Source organism: Asanoa sp. NPDC050611 (genome assembly GCF_040654855.1).
Classification (GTDB): Bacteria; Actinomycetota; Actinomycetes; order Mycobacteriales; family Micromonosporaceae; genus Asanoa.
This window is the reverse complement of the sequence record NZ_JBFAIU010000197.1, coordinates 1-13,990: the sequence shown is the minus strand read 5'-3', so window position 1 is coordinate 13,990 and position 13,990 is coordinate 1. Positions and strand designations below refer to the sequence as shown.

11 protein-coding genes and 1 pseudogene are annotated in these 13,990 nt (G+C 72.5%); 7 read left to right on the top strand and 5 right to left on the bottom strand.

Annotated features, from left to right (window positions below; translation table 11 throughout):
* Positions 1–281 precede the first annotated feature (281 nt).
* Entirely contained in the window at positions 282–1,067 is a 786-nt protein-coding gene (locus tag AB0H87_RS26470; RefSeq protein WP_360150993.1) for a class I SAM-dependent methyltransferase, read from the bottom strand.
* A gap of 48 nt (positions 1,068–1,115) precedes the next feature.
* Here AB0H87_RS26470 and AB0H87_RS26465 point away from each other — a divergent pair, with 48 nt between their 5' ends.
* Positions 1,116–1,679, top strand: a complete 564-nt coding sequence (locus tag AB0H87_RS26465) for an XRE family transcriptional regulator (protein ID WP_360150990.1) — start codon at positions 1,116–1,118, stop codon at positions 1,677–1,679.
* Between the two features lie 3 nt (positions 1,680–1,682).
* On the opposite strand, the gene AB0H87_RS26460 is transcribed toward AB0H87_RS26465, so the two are convergent.
* A complete protein-coding gene (locus AB0H87_RS26460; RefSeq protein WP_360150987.1) occupies positions 1,683–2,897 on the bottom strand; it encodes a D-alanyl-D-alanine carboxypeptidase in 1,215 nt (404 codons plus the stop codon).
* A 101-nt stretch (positions 2,898–2,998) separates the two neighbouring features.
* Here AB0H87_RS26460 and AB0H87_RS26455 point away from each other — a divergent pair, with 101 nt between their 5' ends.
* Together AB0H87_RS26455 and AB0H87_RS26450 are read left to right on the top strand one after the other, a co-directional pair.
* Complete coding sequence (locus AB0H87_RS26455; RefSeq protein ID WP_360150984.1) at positions 2,999–5,173, top strand: SulP family inorganic anion transporter; 2,175 nt, start codon at positions 2,999–3,001, stop codon at positions 5,171–5,173.
* 162 nt (positions 5,174–5,335) lie between these two features.
* Positions 5,336–6,337: a hypothetical protein gene (locus AB0H87_RS26450; RefSeq protein ID WP_360150981.1), complete on the top strand. Its 1,002-nt coding sequence runs from the start codon at positions 5,336–5,338 to the stop codon at positions 6,335–6,337.
* Here the strand turns inward: AB0H87_RS26450 and AB0H87_RS26445 are convergent.
* Positions 6,334–7,218: a M15 family metallopeptidase gene (locus tag AB0H87_RS26445; RefSeq protein ID WP_360150978.1), complete on the bottom strand. Its 885-nt coding sequence runs from the start codon at positions 7,216–7,218 to the stop codon at positions 6,334–6,336. The two genes, AB0H87_RS26450 and AB0H87_RS26445, sit on opposite strands and share 4 nt — an antisense overlap.
* 99 nt (positions 7,219–7,317) lie before the next feature.
* Here AB0H87_RS26445 and AB0H87_RS26440 point away from each other — a divergent pair, with 99 nt between their 5' ends.
* Both AB0H87_RS26440 and rox read left to right on the top strand, forming a co-directional pair.
* Positions 7,318–7,947 (top strand): glyoxalase, encoded by a 630-nt coding sequence (locus AB0H87_RS26440; RefSeq protein WP_360150975.1) that lies wholly within the window; start codon positions 7,318–7,320, stop codon positions 7,945–7,947.
* 91 nt (positions 7,948–8,038) lie between these two features.
* The gene (rox, locus tag AB0H87_RS26435; RefSeq protein WP_360150972.1) at positions 8,039–9,463 is read left to right on the top strand and encodes a rifampin monooxygenase; all 1,425 of its coding nucleotides are present in this window, start codon (positions 8,039–8,041) and stop codon (positions 9,461–9,463) included.
* On the opposite strand, the gene AB0H87_RS26430 is transcribed toward rox, so the two are convergent.
* Positions 9,434–11,893: an excinuclease ABC subunit UvrA gene (locus AB0H87_RS26430; RefSeq protein WP_360150969.1), complete on the bottom strand. Its 2,460-nt coding sequence runs from the start codon at positions 11,891–11,893 to the stop codon at positions 9,434–9,436. The two genes, rox and AB0H87_RS26430, sit on opposite strands and share 30 nt — an antisense overlap.
* A 182-nt stretch (positions 11,894–12,075) precedes the next feature.
* Here AB0H87_RS26430 and AB0H87_RS26425 point away from each other — a divergent pair, with 182 nt between their 5' ends.
* Complete coding sequence (locus AB0H87_RS26425; protein WP_360150966.1) at positions 12,076–12,762, top strand: 4'-phosphopantetheinyl transferase superfamily protein; 687 nt, start codon at positions 12,076–12,078, stop codon at positions 12,760–12,762.
* Between the two features lie 12 nt (positions 12,763–12,774).
* Here AB0H87_RS26425 and AB0H87_RS26420 read toward each other — a convergent pair whose 3' ends face one another.
* Positions 12,775–13,467 carry a GntR family transcriptional regulator gene (locus AB0H87_RS26420; RefSeq protein WP_360150963.1) on the bottom strand — a complete coding sequence of 231 codons (693 nt, stop codon included), beginning with the start codon at positions 13,465–13,467 and terminating at the stop codon, positions 12,775–12,777.
* 427 nt (positions 13,468–13,894) lie between these two features.
* Here AB0H87_RS26420 and AB0H87_RS26415 point away from each other — a divergent pair.
* Positions 13,895–13,990 (top strand): annotated as a pseudogene (locus AB0H87_RS26415) (DUF993 family protein); the annotation flags it as partial.

The window sequence follows — 13,990 nt, the reverse complement described above, 5'->3', positions numbered from 1 at the left end:
GCGATCAAGATGCTCCGCACCGACCTGGCCCGCGACGCGACGTTCCAGATGCGGTGACCAGGAGCCGGCCCCTCGGCAGAGGGACCGGCTCCTGGTCGTGGTGGTCAGGCGGTCCAGTCGGCGCGGCGGCCCAGGTACTTCAGCAGCAGGGTGACGTCGTCGTCGCCCGGGGTCGGCTCGATGGCCGGCGAGAAGGCGAACGCGCGCAGCGGTTCGACGAACTCCTTGGCGACCTTCAGCAGGGGCCCGGCGGCTTGCGGCTGCTGGTCATCGAGGCCAGGTCAGCGGCGGGCCAGCCAGACCGTGCGGGTCGTGCGGACGCTCAGGTCGTCGCGGTCCGCGAGCGTTGCCGTCGCCTTCTCCAGGGCCGCCAGGTCCGACGCCGGGAGGCGGTCCGACAGGCGGTCGTGCATCCGGCCCAGGGTGACCTCGGCGTAGCGTGCCGCCGATGCCGGCAGTGGCGCCCGCAGGTCGATGTCGAAGCGTTGCTCCGTCACCGACGGGAAGCCGGCCGCCGAGATCCGGTCCTTCCAGTTCTCGTGCATGTGCATGCCGGCCTCCTCCCGCAGCCGGGCCACCTCCGCGTGGGCCCGCTTCTCCACCGCCTCGTCCGGCGTGCCGGTCAGGAAGTGGGGGAACGAGTCCAGTTCGGCGATGACCAGCAGGCCGCCGACGGCCAGGGCGTTGAAGGCCGACCGAAGGGCGCCGGCGGGGTCGGCCATGTGGTGCATCGACGAGGCCGCCCAGATCACGTCCGTGGGGCCCAGGTCCGGCCAGGGCTGGTCGAGGTCCGCGACCAGGGTGCGGATGCGGTCGCCCAGGCCCGCGGCGGACGCCTTGGCGCCCACGTGCGCCAGCATGTCCGGGTCGACGTCGACCGCCGTGACCGTCGCGTCCGGCAGTTCCCGGGCCAGGGCCAGGGCGCCCGTGCCGCTGCCCGCTCCCAGGTCGACGACGCGGGGATGGGCCGGCGCCTCACGGGCGACCCAGGCGACCAGGTCGCGGTGGTAATCCTGGAGGACCTCGGCGTCCAGGTCGAGCATCTCGATCATGTGGTCGTGTGCCATGCCCTCGACCGTAGCCGTACCTTGCGTCAACGGCATACTATCTTGCGTATGAAGCAAGACGGTGATCTGGAGGCGCTCGTCCGGCAGCGGATCCGCGGGCTGCGGACCGCGCGTGGCTGGTCGCTCGACGAGCTCGCCGCCGCGAGCCTGCTGAGCCCGTCCACGCTGAGCCGGATCGAGACCGGGCACCGACGGGTCGCGCTCGACCAGCTCACCGCAATCGCCCGGGCGCTCGGCACCACGCTCGACCAGCTGGTCGAGTCCGACGCCGACGACGACGTGGTGATCCGGCCGCACCGCGACGGGGCGCGGGGCATCACCACCTGGCTGCTGTCCCGCGACAGCGGGCAGACCGTCTCCAAGATGCGCGTCACCCGCAAGGTGCCGAGCGAGCTGCGGGTCCACCCCGGGCGCGACTGGTTCACCGTCCTGTCCGGCACGATCGAGTTGCGGCTCGGTGAGCGGACGATCCTGGTGGGTCCCAACGAGGCGGCCGAGTTCTCGACGATGGTCCCGCACGCGTTCGGCGCCCACGGCGGGCCGGCCGAGATCCTCTGCATCCTCGACCACGAGGGCGAGCGCAGCCACCTCGGCCCGCACCACAACCACTGACGGCTAGCGGCGCCGCCGGACGGCGCGCAGGGCCAGCGCGAACGCCAGGACGATGACGACAGCCACGCCGGCGACGACGAACGGGGCCCGGGCCGGCGCGGGCGAGTGCGACCTGGGAACCGCCTCCACGTGCGCGGTCGGACCCGGCTCCGATGACGGCGTCGCGGTCGGCGTCGGAGCCGCGACCGAGCCGGGCGACACGAGCCGGCCGACGCCGGCGCCGGCCGGCTGCGCGAAGCCCCAGTCCAGCAGCGCCGCGCCCTGCTGCCAGCCGCGCAGCGGACGCGGCTCCGCACCGAGCAGCGTCACGACGAGCCGGCGCCCACCCCGTTCGGCCGCACCGACGTACGTGTGCCGGGCCAGTGACGTGAAGCCCGTCTTGCCGCCGAGCGCACCGTCGTACTCCCGGATCAGGTCGTTCTCGTTCTGGATCTGGAAGCCACGCGGATCCGGCGGCGTCGCCCGCGGCTGCCGGGGCACCTGCACCCGCTCCACGAGCGTGTAGCGCTGGAACGCGGGCAGGGCGAAACAGGCACGGGCGATCAACGCGAGGTCGTACGCACTGGTGAACTGACCCGGCCCGTCGAGTCCCGACGGGGTCACCGCATGCGTCTGCAGTGCGCCCAGGCGGCGGGCTTCCTCGTTCATCAGGCGCACGCCGCCGGCCTGGCTGCCGCCCCCGAGCCGCGCGAGCACGTTGGCCGCGTCGTTGCCCGACTGCAGGAGCAGCCCGAGCCAGAGCAGCTCCACCGAGTAGACGCCGCCCTGCAGCAGGCCGACCGCCGAGCTGCCCGGCTCGAAGTTAAGGTCCGCCCGGGTCACCCGCACCCGCTGCTTCGGGTCGAGGCGCGGGATCATCGTCGCGGCGAGCAGGAGCTTCTGGACGCTGGCGGGCGTGCCGTACTCGTGTGCGCCGCACGCGCCCAGCACCTCGCCCGTGTCGAGGTCGGCGACGAGCCACGACGACGCGGTGACGGCCGGTGCTCGGGACGCGCCGGCCGGGACGACGAGCCCGGGCGAGGCCAGGTCCGGGCCGCCGACGGCCTTCTGCTCCGGGACGGCGGGCGGCGGCGTCGGTTTGGGCGGGCGGCTCGGTTTCGGCGTCACCCGCACGGTCGGGCAGGGGACCGGTGCGGCCGCCGCCGCGGCGGGCGGTGGGGCGAGCAGCGCCGCGAGGGTGGTCCCGATCAGCGCGCAAAGCAGGCGCCGACCGGTCATGGCGCCTGAGGCTAGCCGAACGCGAAGCGCGCACGGAACCCCGCCTCTCAGCAACGTCCCAGGCGGAAATAACCACCTAAAAGGACCAAAGCAGGCATCCTGTGGGCGACCGGCACCTGACCAGAGAGGACGACATGCCGAGCATGTCCGGCGCGCTGCGCCACGACGTACCCGCATCCGTCGTGGTGTTCCTGATCGCGATCCCGCTCTCCCTCGGCATCGCCGCCGTCTCCGGCGCGCCGCTGTTCGCCGGCCTGCTCGCCGCCGTCGTGGGCGGCGTCGTGGCGGGCGCGATCAGCGGCGCGCCGCGACAGGTCAGTGGTCCGGCCGCCGGCCTGACGGTGATCGTCGCCGGACTCGTCGCCGAGTTCGGTTGGGCCGGCACCGTCGCGGTCGTCGCCATGGCCGGCGCCGTGCAGGTCGTCCTGGGGCTGTCCCGGCTCGGCCGCGCGGCGCTGTCGCTGTCGCCGGCGGTCGTGCACGGGATGCTCGCCGGAATCGGCATCGTCATCGTCATCGGCCAGCTGCACGTCGTCCTCGGCGGCGTGGCGCTCAGCTCGCCGCTGGACAACCTGCGCGACCTGCCCCGGCAGCTGGGGGGCCAGCACAACGCGTCGGTCGCGGTCGGCGTACTCACGATGCTGGTCCTCGTGGCCTGGCCCCGGCTCGTGAAGGCGTCGCTCCTGCCGGCGGCGCTCGTGGCGGTCGCGGCGGCCACGGCGGTGTCGACCGTGGCGGGCCTGGAGCTGCCGCGGGTCGCGCTCCCCGACGCGCCGCTGAGCGAGCTGACGGTTCCCCGCTGGCCGGACGCGCCGTTGTTCCCGGTCGCGATGGCCGTGGTCACGATCGCCTTGGTGGCGAGCGTGGAGTCGTTGCTGTCGGCGGTGGCGGTCGACAAGCTGCACGACGGTACGCGCGCCAACCTCGACCGGGAGCTGGTGGCGCAAGGGGCGGCGAACATGGTGTCCGGCGCGCTCGGCGGCCTCCCGGTGACCGGCGTCATCGTGCGCAGCTCGGCCAACGTGGCCGCCGGCGCCCGGACCCGGCTGTCCACTGTGCTGCACGGCCTGTGGGTGGCCGTCTTCGTGCTGGGCTTCAGCGACGTGCTCGAGCTGATCCCGATGTCGGCGCTCGCCGCGGTGCTCGTGGTCGTCGGCATCCGGCTGGTCAGCCTGGCCCATCTGCGCACCTACGCCAGGCACCGGGAGCTGCCGGTCTACCTCGTGACCGCGGCCGGGGTGCTGCTGACCGACCTCATGGTCGGCGTCGCCGCCGGCATCGGCTGCGCCGCGCTGCTGACGTTGTACCGGTTGGCGCGTTGCGACATCCGCCGCACCTCACCCGAACCGGGCCGGTGGCTGGTCACCATCACGGGCACGCTCGCCTTCGTCGCGGCCGGCCGCCTCGCGCGGGAGCTGAGCGCGGTGCCGCCGGGCCAGAGCGTCGACGTGCACCTGCACCTGGACTATCTGGACCACGGCGCGTTCGACGCGATCGAGGACTGGCGTCAGGCGTACGCGCGCGGCGGAGGCCGGGTCCGGGTCGAGGAGGTGCACCGCGACTGGCTGCACCGGGCGACGTCGGGGCGGCTGGGCGCCGCGAGGAGCACACCGCAGCACCCGCCCCGGTTCCTGGCGTCGTGGTCGCAGTGGCAGGCGGCGCAGCACCTGGATTCGCACGACCGGCCCGCGCGCGCGATGGCCGCGGGGATCGACGAGTTCCAGCGCTCGGTGGCGCCGCTGGTCCGGACGCACCTGGCCGACCTGGCCGCGAAGGGCCAGCGGCCGCAGCAGCTGTTCATCACGTGCGCCGACTCGCGCGTGGTGCCGAACATGATCACCGCGAGCGGGCCGGGCGACCTGTTCTGCGTGCGGAACGTCGGCAACATCGTGCCGCCGCACGGCGCGGGCGACCATTCGGTGGGTGCCGCGGTGGAGTACGCGGTCGACGTGCTCGGCATCGCCACGATCACGGTCTGCGGGCACTCGGGCTGCGGCGCGATCCAGGCCCTGATCACGGGTTCGGCGGGTTTGGACGCGGCACTGGGCCGTTGGCTGCGGCACGCCGGGGCGACAGCAGAGCCCGCGACCGAGCAGGAGGCCTGCCTGGCCAACATCCGCCGCCAGCTCGACCACCTGCGGACCTACCCGAGCATCCAGCGTGCGGCGGCGGACGGCCGGGTCCGCCTGGTCGGCATGTACTTCGACATCGCGGAAGCCCGCATGCACGTCCTTGACGACGACGCGCGGCCGGTGGGAGTGACCGCCGACGGCTGAACCCTCCGAATCGGACAAACCACATGCAAGCGGTCGTCGTTGTCATATGCTCGGTGCGCTGGTCGCGGGGGTGCGCAGAGGCACGACCGCCGGACGATGAGAGACGGTCACCTTATGCGCGTGCGTCATTTTCTGGCTGCGGCGGTTGTCCTGGGCGGTGTCATGACGGGCGCTCCCGCGCAGGCCTATCCGAAGACGGTGCCGTGCAACGCGGTCGCGTTGCAGAAAGCGGTCGTCGCCGCCGACAACGCCGGTGGCGGCACGCTGAACCTCACGCCCCGCTGCACCTACCGGATCACCGCACCGGCCAGCACCGCCAACGCGTTCGCGGTGGTCACCACGCCGATTCGGATCAACGGCAACCGCGCCACGATCGTCCGTACGGTGGCGACGAGTTTCCGGTTCTTCCAGGTCGAGGAGTCAGGCAACCTGACCCTGACCGCGCTGACGTTGCGCGAGGGCCGCTCCGACAACGGCGGTGCGATCTCGGTCAACCGCGGCCGCCTCACCCTGATCGGCAGCACCGTCACCGCGAACACCGCTGAACTGGGCGGCGGGATCTACAACCTGGGCACCGTGCGGGTCGTCGGCGGCGTCATCAGCAACAACGTCGCGGTCCAGGGCGGCGGTCTCAACAACCAGGGCGTCACCGCGACCCTCGACGGCACAACAGTGTCGGGGAACCACGCGCTCACCGACTTCGCCGACGGTTTCGGCGGCGGAATTCTGAACGCGGCCCCCCTCACGCTGACCCGCACCCGCATCGTCAAGAACCAGGCGATCGGCGAGGGCGCCGAAGGCGGCGGCGTGTGGAACTTCGACGAGCTGACGATGAACCGCGGCGTGGTCCGCGACAACGTCGCCAACGGCGACGGTGCCCTCGGCGGCGGCATGGTGAACAGCGGCGCCGCGAAGGTCACCGACACCCGGTTCCTCTTCAACGCGGCCACCGGCGTCAACGCGCGCGGCGGCGCCATCTTCAACCTGGTCGGCACCACCACCCTGCGGGGCGTCAAGGTGGTCGCCAACCAGGCCACGGGCACGGGCGCCGACGGCGGTGGGATCTTCCGGGAGGCCGGCACGGTCACGCCGACCCGGACGATCGTGGCGCGCAACAGGCCGAACAACTGCGGCGACCCCAGCACCGTCCCCGGCTGCCGCTAGCCTCCGGTCAGCGAGAAATGCATGAAGTCCTTCAGCGACCGGTAGTCGCCGCCCCACTGCCAGCCGACCGACGCGAAGGCCCGCACGGCCGGGCTGTCCGGCCGCATGATCCCCGGCCACGCCGAGCCGCGGTCCAGATAGGCGGTGGCCAGCTCGGGCAGGACCACCTTCCCCTTGTGGTACGGGTTCTGGAACGGGTTGACGTCGACCGCGAGCCCGTACGCGTGCTGGGACCACGACTTCTGCCCGCGCACCGGCCGGCAGGCGAACGCCTCGGTGGTGTTGCCGTCGCCGGTCGGCGGCCCGTTCAGCTCGGCGGCGCTGGAGATCCGCATCCGCTCGATCGGGAAGTTCGCGGCGAACAGCTTGCGGAACACGGTCACGAGGTCGTCGGCCACCTTCGCGTTGACCAACAGCTCGCCGGTGTGTGCGCGGCCGTCGAAGCCGCGGAAGCCGACCGTGAGGTAGCGCAGGTCCGTGGCCGCGACCGGGCAGGCCTTGGTCCAGCTCGACCGGGCGAGCACGGCGGCCGGAACCGCCTCGACCGTGGCGTGGAACCGGCCGTCGGCGGGCGGCGGCAGGTCGTCGACGGTGATGATCGACCGGCCGCGCAGCTCCGGCGGGGTGGCCCGGGCCGCGACGGAGCCGTCGGGTCCCTTGGGCAGGACCCGCGTGCCCAACCAGCGCGGCGCGGCGGTCGCGTCGCCGATGTGGGTGACCGTGGGGCTCGGAGTGGCGACCGACGGGGTCGGCGAGGCCGATGTGGCCGGCGAGGCCGGCGGCGGGGCCGCCATCCGTCCGGCCGGGACCTGGGAACAGCCACCCAGGGCGAGGCCGAGGCAGGCGGCAAGGATCGCTGCGCGGGCACCACGGCGTGGCATCGTCACCTCCGACCCGGAAGGGTACGCGGCGAAACGCCCGCGCCAACCGGTCAGGATTCGAGAAGCGCTGGTCGGAGCCGGACACCTAGCGTTCTCGGCATGACATACATCGCTTCCGTCACCCTCCAGGTGAACGACGTCACCGCCGCCCGCGCCTTCTACGCCGCCGCCTTCGGGCTCGGGGAGGAGCTGCGCCTCGAGGAGTCCACCGCCGCGACGACCGGCTTCCGCGGCTTCACGCTCTCGCTCGTCTGCTCCCAGCCGGGCACCGTCAACAGCTACTTCGACACGGCCGTGGCCGCCGGCGCGACCGTGCTCAAGCCCGCCACCAAGTCCTTCTGGGGCTACGGCGGCACCCTGCAGGCACCCGACGGCACGATCTGGAAGATCTCGAGCTCGAACAAGAAGGACTCCGGGCCGGCCGTACGCGAGATCGAGAAGTTGGTCCTGCTCCTCGGGGTGAACGACGTGGCCGTGACCAAGCGGTTCTACGTCGAGCACGGCCTCGACGTGGCGAAGAGCTTCGGCCGCAAGTACGTCGAGTTTGACAGCGGCGACAGCCCGGTCAAGCTGGCCCTCTACGGGCGCAAGGCCGCCGCGAAGGACGCCGGCGTGCCGGCCGAGGGTGGCGGGTCACATCGGGTCGCGGTCGGCAGTGACGCCGGAACGTTCAGCGACCCGGACGGTTTCGCGTGGGAAGCGGAACTCCCCGCCACTACCAACGTATAGCAAAGCGGGGGTCTTGCGGCAAGACCGGGGTTATGGCGCAGAATCGTCGGCCGAAGCACATGACCTGCGAAAATGCGCAATGGGGGGGTTCATGATCGACGTGATCATTGCCGGCGGTGGGCCGACCGGTCTCGTGCTGGCCAGCGAGCTGCGGCTGCACGGCGTGCGGGTGGTCGTCCTGGAGCGGGACGCGGAGCCGACCAAGGTGGTCCGGGCGCTCGGGTTCCACGCCCGCAGCATCGAGCTGCTCGACCAGCGCGGTCTGCTGGATCGGCTCCGCCCGCTCGGCCAGGAGTACCCGGTCCTCGGCTTCTTCGCCGGCATCGAGAAGCCGGCGGCCCGGCTCGACAGCGCGCACGCGTACGTCCTCGGCATGCCGCAGCCGGTCTCCGACCGGGTGTTCGAGGAGCACGCGGCCGCGCTCGGCGCCGACATCCGGCGCGGGCAGGAGCTGGTGGGGCTGAGCCAGGACGACCGCGGGGTGACGGTCGACCTGGCCGACGGCAGCCGGCTCCAGGCGCGCTACCTGGTCGGCTGTGACGGTGGCCGCAGCACCGTCCGCAAGCTGCTGGGCGTCGGCTTCCCGGGTGAGCCCGCGACCGCCGAGACGCTGCTCGGCGAGATGGCGGTGACGGCGTCGCCGGAGACCATCACCGAGGTGCAGACGGAGGTACGCAGGACGCACAAGCGGTTCGGCCTGATGCCGGTCGGCGAGGGGCGGTACCGGGTCGGCGTGCCCGCCGCGACCGTGGCCGAGGACCGCGCGGTGCCGCCGACGCTCGACGAGCTCAGGCAACAGCTGCTGGCGTACGCGGGCACGGACTTCGGGGTCCACGACGCGACCTGGCTGTCCCGCTTCGGCGACGCCACCCGCCTCGCCGAGCGGTACCGGGTCGGCCGCGTGCTGCTGGCCGGTGACGCCGCACACATCCACCCGCCGGCCGGCGGGCAGGGGCAGAACCTCGGCATCCAGGACGCCTTCAACCTCGGCTGGAAGCTGGCCGGCGAGATCGACGGATGGGCGCCGGCGGCGCTGCTGGACACCTACGAGAGCGAGCGCCGCCCGGTGGCCGCCGGCGTGCTCGACACCACCCGGGCGCTGATGGAGCTGATGTCCACCGAGCCGGGTCCGCAGGCCGTGCGCCGGCTGGTGGCGGAGCTGATGGGCTTCGAGGACGTCAACCTGTTCCTGACCGAGAAGATCACGGCGACGGCGATCCGGTACGACGTCGGGGAGGGCGACCACCCGCTGCTCGGCCGGCGGCTGCGGGACGTGCGACTCAAGCGCGGTCGCCTCTACGAGCTGATGCACGACGGCCGCGGGCTGCTGCTCGACCAGACCGGCGAGCTGTCGGCCGGTGGTTGGGCCGACCGGGTCGACGTCGTCTCCGACGTCAGCGAGGAGCTGGACGCGCCGGCCGTGCTGCTGCGCCCGGACGGCTACGTCGCCTGGGTCGGTGCCGCCCAGGCGGGCCTCGCGGGCGCGCTAGGCAGGTGGTTCGGCCGCGAGGTGTGAGGCCAGCCAGGGGCCGGTCACGCTGTGCGGGTCGGCGGCGACCTCGCCGGGCGTGCCCCGCGCGACGACGCGGCCGCCGTCCGGGCCGCCGCCCGGCCCCATGTCGATCACGTGGTCGGCCGCGGCCAGGATGTCCAGGTCGTGGTCGATCACGATGATCGTCGCGCCGTCCTCGAGGAGCCGGTCGAAGACGCCGACGAGGGTACGGATGTCGACCGGGTGCAGCCCCGTCGACGGCTCGTCGAGCACGTAGAGCACGTCGCGCTGGCTGCTGCGCAGGCGGGCGGCGATGCGCAGGCGCTGTGACTCGCCACCGGACAGCGACGGTGTCGGCTCACCCAGGCGCAGGTAGCCCAGGCCCACGTCGACCATCGGCCGCAGTGGACGGACGATGGTGGACACTCCCGCGAAGTGGTCGACGGCCTCGCGTACGGTCAGGCCGAGCACGTCGGAGATCGTGAGCCCGTCCACGCGTACCGCCAGCGTGTCGTCGTTGAACCGCGCCCCGTGGCAGGTCGGGCATTCGACGTTGATGTCCGGCAGGTACTGCACGTCGAGGTCGATCGAGCCGATCCCGCGGCAGGTCGGGCACTGGCCCTCCTTGGTGTTGAAGGAGAAGTGGCCGGCGGAGCGGCCCGACGCCGCCGCGAAGTGGGCACGGATCGCGTCGAACGCGCCGGAGTACGTGCTCGGCGTGGACCGCGCGTTCAGCCCGATGGGCGTGGCGTCGATCTCGACCACCTGGCGGACGGGGCCGAGCGACAGCGACCGGACGTGGTCCGGGAGGTCCGCGCCGGAGAGCTGCGCCCGGGCCGCCGGGATCAGGCTGTCCAGCACGAGCGCGGTCTTCCCGGCGCCCGACGGCCCGGCGAGCGCGGTCAGCCGGTTGACCGGGAACGTGGCGGACACGTTGCGCAGGTTGTAGAGCCGCCGGACCGCGATGGTGGCGCTGTCGCGGGGGAGTGGGCGCGGTGGGCGCTCGACCGCGCGCCGGCCGTCCAGGAACGGGCCGACGATGGACCTGCGGCTCTTCAGGATCTGGTCGGGCGGGCCCTCGGCGATGATCGCACCGCCCAGCCGGCCCGCGCCGGGACCCAGCTCGACGACCCAGTCGGCCGTGCGGATCAGGTCGAGGTCGTGCTCGACGATCACGACGGTGTTGCCGTTGCCGGCGAGCGCCGCGATCGTCTTGCGCAGGCCTTCCACGTTGCTCGGGTGCAGGCCGACCGACGGCTCGTCCAGGACGTACAACATGCCCGTGGTGTTGGACCGGACCGTCGAGGTCAGCTCGATGCGCTGCCGCTCGCCGGTGGACAGGGTGGCCCCGGCCCGGTCGAGACCCAGGTAGCCGAGGCCGAGGTCGAGCAGCGGGCCGATCGCGCCGGTCAGCTCGCCGACCAGCCCGGTCGTCATCCGGCTCAGCTCGGCCGGCATCAGCGGCGGCAGCTCGTTGGCGAACGCGGCGAGCTGGTCGAGGTCGAGCGCGCTGATCTGCGCCAGGTTGCGACCGTTGAGCCGGGACCGCAAGGCCTCGGGCCGCAGGCGGGTGCCGTGGCAGACGGGGCAGGTGTGCGAGACGAGGTACCTGCTCTTCTCCGACTTCTGCGCCGCGGTGATGGCGTTGTCGTAGGTGACGTTGAGCGTCACCGTCCGCCGGTTGCGCCCGGACAGGGTTACCCGTCGCTTGACCGGCTCCCCGTGCAGGACGACGTTCTTCTCCCTGCGGGTCAGCTTCCTGTACGGCACGTCGAGCCGCACGCCCAGCTCGCCGGCGGCGTACATGCTCAGGCGGCGGCCGCCGACGTTCCACGGCAGCACGGCCCCTTCGCTGATCGCCTTGTCCGGGTCGGGGACGAGCGTGTCGGGGTCGACCTCGTACCGGGTGCCGATGCCGTTGCAGCCGGGGCAGGCGCCGATCGAGTTGAAGGCGAACGACTCGGCGCTCGGCGCCTCGAACCGCACGCCGTCGACCGGGCACTGGATCTCCATCGCCTGCGTGGCGATGGACGGCGGCACGTCGTGGCCGTTGGGGCACTTGTGCGTGCCGAGCCGCGACATGATGAGCCGCAGCACGTTGAGCACCTCGCTCATGGTCCCGACCGTGCTGCGCGGCCCAGGGGTCGGCGGCCGCTGCCGCAACGCGAGCGCGGGCGGCAGGTGGTCGATCCGGTCGGCGTCGGGCCGCTCGGCCTGGGTCAGCCGACGGCGGCTGTAGGTGCTCAGCCCTTCCAGGAACCGGTGCATGCCCTCGGCGTAGAGCGTGCCCATGGCGAGCGAGGTCTTCCCCGACCCGGACACACCGGCGATCACGACGGTGCGCCACAGGGGCACGTCGACATCGAGGTCGCGCAGGTTGTTGTGCCGCACGCCGCGCGCCTGAATGGCCCGGGGCAACGTGTCCGGCGGGGCTGCGATCTTCGAAGGCGCCATAGGTTCCGGTCTAGCCCCGATCGCACCGGGCTGAACGTGAAACGGCCTGTAGCCTCGCTCACAGGCGGCGGTATGGGGTCAACGTCCGGATTCGACGCTGGCGCGCGGGGCACCTGGCCGGCGCGGTCGCGATCGTCGCGTTGGAAGGTTCGGAGTCGCCGCGGGTCGGTACGGTGGTGCGGATGACCGCGCTCCGGATGCTCGCGACCGTCGCGCCGGCCGGTGTCTCGGTGTGCGAGGCGTTCGCCGACCCGCCGGCCGCCGTGCTGTTGCCGGCGGAACGGTCGAAGGTGGCCGACGCCGTGGCGAAGCGCCGGCTGGAGTACGCGACCGGCCGCTGGTGTGCCCGGACGGCGCTGGCGGACCTGGGCGTGCCGGCGGTCGCCGTGCGGTCCGGCGACCACGGTGAACCCTGCTGGCCCGCCGGCGTCGTCGGCAGCATCACCCACTGCGACGGCTACCGCGCCGCCGCCGTCGCACACCGGAGCGACCTGCACGGCATCGGCATCGACGCCGAACCGCACGACCGCCTGCCCGACGGCGTGCTGGCACTGGTGGCCGGCCCCGCCGAGCGCGACCGGCTGGCGGCGCTCGGCCGCGTCGACCCCGCGTGGCACTGGGACCGCCTGCTGTTCAGCGCGAAGGAGAGCGTCTACAAGGCCTGGTTCCCGTTGGCCCGCCGCTGGCTCGACTTCTCCGACGCGGACCTGACCGTCGAGCCCGGGCCCGACTCCGGATCGGGCATTTTCACGGCCCGGCTCACGGTGGCCGGGCCGCTGGTGGGCGGCACCGAGCTGACCGTCCTGTCCGGACGGTGGCTGATCCGGGGCGGCCTGGTGGTCACCGCGGTCACCGTGCCCGCCCGCTGAGCCCGCCCCGGGTCAGGCGTCGGCCGACGTCGCCATCAGCTCCGCGGGTGCCGAGTCGAGCAGGGCCCGGGTCGTGTAGGAGATGTGCTTGGTCAGGGCGGCCACCGCCTGGTCCTCGTCGCGGGCCAGCACCGCGTCGCGCAGCGCCCGGTGCTCGCCGGCGATGTCCCGGGTGTCCTCGCTGCCGAGGTGCCGCGACCAGCGCCGGTAGAGCTCCGACGCGTCGCGCAGCGACGCCGCGATGTCGCGGAGCCGCCGGCTCGGACAGCCCTCCAGGACCGCGGCGTGGAACGCGGCGTGTGCGGTCGCCCAGTCCTCGTTGACCGTGCGCGGCTGGACGGTGGCCAGCTCCGGTGTGCGGTCGAGCGTGTGGAACGAGGCGACGACGCGGGACTCCCACGCGATGTCGCCGTGGTTGATCGCGTGCCGCAGGCAGAGTGTCTCGATGTCGATCCGCGTGCTCGTCAGGTCGCGCAGGTCCTCCTCGGAGACCGGCGTGACCCGGAAGCCGAGCTGCGGTTCCGAGAGGACGAGGCCCTGCTCGACGAGCCGGGACAGCGCCTCGCGGAGGACGCCGACGCTCGTGCTGTAGCGGACGCCCAGGTCGGCGAACGGCAGCCGCTGACCGGGGAGCAGTCGCCCGGTCAGGATGTCGCCGCGGAGGTTGGCGTAGATGCGCTCCGCGCGGGTCTCACCACGTGCCATGTTGACAGTGTAGGAGAAGTTTGAGACATCGGCACAATCTCGAAATCACAGCCAGATGTCGAACCCTCGGCGAGGTCGCGCGGAACCCGCGTCCGGACCTGGGTCAGTGTGCCGAACCGCGACGAAAAGCGCCTTCCGGCACGCGACAGCCGTCGCCAATCTGACCGTTTCGTGACCACAAGACCGGCAAAACGGATAGCCAAGTCCCAGTGAATGTGAAGGTTGAAGTAACAGATCCCCCCTGAGATTCGAAAATGTATTGACACCTCGAAGGACGGCTGAACATACTCGGCGATCAAAGAGGCCTGTGGGGCAGGCGGCTTTGACCGACGAGGAGCGTGGGCGATGGCGATCCAGCGGGTCGAGGTTTTCCAGCTCAGCCAGCCGATCTCCGCGCCGACGGGTCCGTCGGGCGCCACCTACCGCGAACGCCGCGAAGGTCGACGGCATCAAGGTCTCGCTGCTCGACGAGGCGTTCGAGGTCGACCTGCGCCGGCGCCTGCCCGCGGGCGTCCGGCTCTAC

Bases quoted from the DNA above. Each gene is read 5' to 3' on its own strand.
- AB0H87_RS26460 (WP_360150987.1), bottom strand. From the start codon at position 2,897: ATGACCGGTCGGCGCCTGCTTTGCGCGCTGATCGGGACCACCCTCGCG.
- AB0H87_RS26420 (WP_360150963.1), bottom strand. From the start codon at position 13,467: ATGGCACGTGGTGAGACCCGCGCGGAGCGCATCTACGCCAACCTCCGC.
- AB0H87_RS26450 (WP_360150981.1), top strand. From the start codon at position 5,336: ATGACGGGCGCTCCCGCGCAGGCCTATCCGAAGACGGTGCCGTGCAAC.
- AB0H87_RS26465 (WP_360150990.1), top strand. From the start codon at position 1,116: ATGAAGCAAGACGGTGATCTGGAGGCGCTCGTCCGGCAGCGGATCCGC.
- AB0H87_RS26430 (WP_360150969.1), bottom strand. From the start codon at position 11,893: ATGGCGCCTTCGAAGATCGCAGCCCCGCCGGACACGTTGCCCCGGGCC.
- AB0H87_RS26470 (WP_360150993.1), bottom strand. From the start codon at position 1,067: ATGGCACACGACCACATGATCGAGATGCTCGACCTGGACGCCGAGGTC.
- AB0H87_RS26425 (WP_360150966.1), top strand. From the start codon at position 12,076: ATGACCGCGCTCCGGATGCTCGCGACCGTCGCGCCGGCCGGTGTCTCG.
- AB0H87_RS26445 (WP_360150978.1), bottom strand. From the start codon at position 7,218: ATGCCACGCCGTGGTGCCCGCGCAGCGATCCTTGCCGCCTGCCTCGGC.
- rox (WP_360150972.1), top strand. From the start codon at position 8,039: ATGATCGACGTGATCATTGCCGGCGGTGGGCCGACCGGTCTCGTGCTG.
- AB0H87_RS26440 (WP_360150975.1), top strand. From the start codon at position 7,318: ATGACATACATCGCTTCCGTCACCCTCCAGGTGAACGACGTCACCGCC.